The organism is Mycobacterium shunyiense (assembly GCF_058270075.1).
This window is the reverse complement of the sequence record NZ_JBZDPU010000005.1, coordinates 283,926-287,414: the sequence shown is the minus strand read 5'-3', so window position 1 is coordinate 287,414 and position 3,489 is coordinate 283,926. Positions and strand designations below refer to the sequence as shown.

At 65.0% G+C, this 3,489-nt stretch carries 2 protein-coding genes; one reads left to right on the top strand and one right to left on the bottom strand.

Annotated features, from left to right (window positions below; translation table 11 throughout):
- The first annotated feature begins 656 nt into the window (after positions 1-656).
- Positions 657-2,060, top strand: coding sequence for a cytochrome P450 (locus tag AC4ELH_RS03805; RefSeq protein WP_498883271.1), 1,404 nt, complete (start codon positions 657-659; stop codon positions 2,058-2,060).
- A gap of 26 nt (positions 2,061-2,086) precedes the next feature.
- Here AC4ELH_RS03805 and AC4ELH_RS03800 read toward each other — a convergent pair whose 3' ends face one another.
- On the bottom strand, positions 2,087-3,352 hold the full coding sequence (locus tag AC4ELH_RS03800; RefSeq protein ID WP_498883270.1) for a glycosyltransferase: 1,266 nt from the start codon (positions 3,350-3,352) through the stop codon (positions 2,087-2,089).
- Positions 3,353-3,489: the final 137 nt, after the last annotated feature.

Sequence of the window (3,489 nt, the reverse complement as noted above, 5' to 3'; positions counted from 1 at the left end):
CAGTTCTCCAGACCATCTGGGCGAGTTAAATGGAACACGTTCTAAACCTAACCCAGACAGCCCGGTCGCCAGGCGGTTTTAGAAAAATCGTCAATATTTGCTACTCGCCGCCCGGTGGGCGATGCACTGTGGCGTTCCCGCCACCGCGACCCCCGTTAACATAGCGAATTAGCCACTAACGCTTGGACCGCGACGTGTTTCGCCGATACGTACGCAGCCACCACCGCTGATTACGCCCACCACCTTCGTGGAGGCAATATTTGCTGAGGAGTGAACCTTTCCCGCCCGGCCGCCCACTTCGCAGCACCAGGCCGACCTCTACGAGCCTTCAGCGAGACAAATGCAACTCATAGAAATCTGCTGAGCAGCAGCACAGCATTTCGCCCGGCGAACGGGAACTAATGGTCGTCACCGGAACCGAGTTGAAGGCAAACGTGCCATCACCCGCCCCGGGTCACCCGCAGTGGGTGATGTCTCCGACCGAAAGCACCCCGTACCCATGCCAAGACTCGTACGGTTGGGAAATACCGTAGAGCCCGGATCTGCGACCGTGGATCGTGCGAGCGCACGCCACGACCGGCCACCCGTGTCGGTCGCGATCCGAGGCCGTCGGTCTTTCCGCACCCGTACCGTCTAGTAGCTAGGGATCACGCAAAGTGACTGCCGCGAAAACCGAACTGCCGCCCGGCCCTCCACTTTCCATGGTGGTGCAGTCCACGTTGATGGCAAGCTTCGGTCTACGCTTCCTGCGCGCGTGCCAGCGCCGCTACGGGAACATGTTCCGGCTGCGTATTCCGTTGTCGGGCACGGTCGTCTACCTTGCCGACCCTGCCGACATCAAGACGGTGTACGCCGGTGACCCTCGGGTCTTTCATTCCGGCGAAGCACATTGGTTTTTCCGCGGTCTCCTCGGCGAGAGCTCGCTGTTTGTGCTCGACGAGGACGCGCACCACTCCCTGCGCCGCCTGACGATGCCGGCATTTCATCGCGACGCCGTCGCGCAGCAGGCTGCTCAGATGGTCGAGATCGCCGCAGAGAACGTCGCCGGGTGGCCGGTCGGAAAGAGCTTCCCGGTGGCACCCATGACGACGGAGATCACGCTCGAGGTGATCCTGCGAACAGTCATCGGCGCCAGCGACCCCGCGCGACTGGCCGCGCTGCGCCGGGTGGTGCCGCGGTTGCTCTACATGAAACCCTGGGAGACACCGGCGATTACGAAACCGAGCCTGCGGCGCCATCGCCCGTGGCGAGGCGTCGGCCGGCGATTCGAGGAAGCTGACGCCCTGCTCTACGCCGAGATCGCCGACCGGCGTGCCGACCCCGACCTCGAGCACCGTACCGACGTGCTGGCCATGCTGGTCCGCGCCACCGACGACGACGGTCGCACCATGTCCGACAGCGAACTGCGCGACCAGCTCCTGACCGCGATCGCGGCCGGACACGAGACCACCGCGACGGCACTGTCCTGGGCGTTGGAGCGACTGACCCGCCACCCGGAGGCACTGGCCAAGGCGGTGCGGGCCGCCGATGCCAGCGCGGCAGGCGACGCGTCCGGCGACGAGTACCTCGACGCCGTGGTCAAGGAGACGTTGCGGATCCGTCCGGTGCTGTTCAGCTCCGGACGGGTTCTCAAGGAGCCGACCGAGATCGGTGGCTATCGGTTGCCGGCCGGCATCATGGTGGACCCGGCCATCGGGCTGGTGCACGCGAGCGCCGAGGTGTACCCCGATCCGGATCGATTCGACCCGGATCGAATGCTCGACGCCTCCCTCAGCCCCACCACCTGGCTCCCTTTCGGTGGCGGAAACCGCCGCTGCCTCGGTGCCACCTTCGCCATGGTGGAGATACGGCTCGTCCTCCGTGAGATCCTGCGCCGGGTCGAATTGAGCACGACTGCTGCGGCTGACGAAAAGCAGCGGGCGAAGCACGTCACGTTCGTTCCGCATCGTGGCGGGATGATCCATGTCCGCGCGATCCGAGATGCCGAGCCGCCATCGCAGGCCGCAACACCACAACACTGCCCCGCCAGCGCTCATGGTTCACGTGACTCGCCGGAGTAACGCGGAAAGCTCCGATCAGAGCTGTGTCACAGCCGGCCGACGCCGGCAAGTTTCTCCACGAGATCTGCCGCGGTCGCGATACTTTCGGCAGGCTGGGTCATCTGGGCGGCGACCTCGCGCGCTCGGGCGGCATATTGCGGCTCGAGGATCGTGCGCAGGTCGGCAACCAGGCTCTTCTCCGTCGTGCCCGAAAAGCGCCGGGCCGTACCCACTTTCAGCACCTTGACCCGGCGCCCCCACAGCGTCTGATCGAGATCGGTCGACAGGATCAACGTGGGAACCCCCGCGCGCAGGCCCGCGGCGGTGGTGCCCAATCCGCCATGGTGCACCACCGCGCGACAACCGGGAAACGCCGTCGCGAAATTCATCGTGCCGACGATCTTGACGTGCTCGGACCGGGGAAGGTGGCTCAGGTCGGTTCCGGCCGCACACACCAGCGCCCGCTCTCCGAGCTGTGCGCAGGCCGAGTTGATCATCGCGAGTGTTTTCGCGCCCGATTCCATCGGCAAGCTGCCGAAGCCGAAGAATATCGGTGGTGGCCCCGCCGCGATCCACCTGGCGACCTCTTCGTCTGAATCACCTGGCAGATTCATCGTCAGGGCACCGACGAAGGGCCGCTGACCGGACCATTGCGCCCATTCGTCGGCCAACCCGGGAAAGCAGGCTTCGTCGTACCCCTGGATCTCCAGGCAACCGCGTTCGGTGAGCCGCCACGGCGAGGGCGAGGTGGCCTTCGGCAACGCCAGTTCGCCTCGCTGTATGCCCTCGACTTTCCTTGCGTTGCGCCAGGCAATCCATTCGGACACTCGCATCGCCGTTCGGCCCAGCCGCCCCGGCAGGAACGGCACGAACTGGCCATTGGCGCGAAGCGGGAACAGATGCAATGTGGCCAACGGAATGTCGTAGTACTCAGCGACGTTGCCGGCGGCATCCTCGAAATTCACCCCGGTGAACAGCAGGTCGGCATCTTCGGCGAGCGACGTCAAAGTGGCAATGATGTCCTTCCAGCACTGGTGGAACGGCGTCACCACTTCCCGTCGCAACCTGATCATCTCGCGGACCTTCCAGAAGTTCCGGAAGAAGTGGGTCCAGAAGTCGCGGTGCGCATCCAGCACCGCCTGCAGATCCGGCCCGTACGGGATCGCTGTCGGCCCGGCCGCCTCGGCAAAGCCGACGAGGTCGGGCGGGACAGCCATGTGCACGTCGTGTCCGCGTCGTAGCAGCTCACGGCCCACGGCGACACACGGCTCGATGTCACCGCGGGTTCCGTAGCTTGCCAGGACAATCTTCATTGCAGATTCTGGCCTCTCACGTCCCTTGCGCGCCCGCGAAAATGACAGCCGGAGCTCTTGCGGACGACGCTCAACTGCTCGGCAGCATAACGCGGCCGGCACGCCGTCGACGTGAGATCCAGAACGATCCAACGCCT

Bases quoted from the DNA above. Each gene is read 5' to 3' on its own strand.
- AC4ELH_RS03800 (WP_498883270.1), bottom strand. From the start codon at position 3,352: ATGAAGATTGTCCTGGCAAGCTACGGAACCCGCGGTGACATCGAGCCG.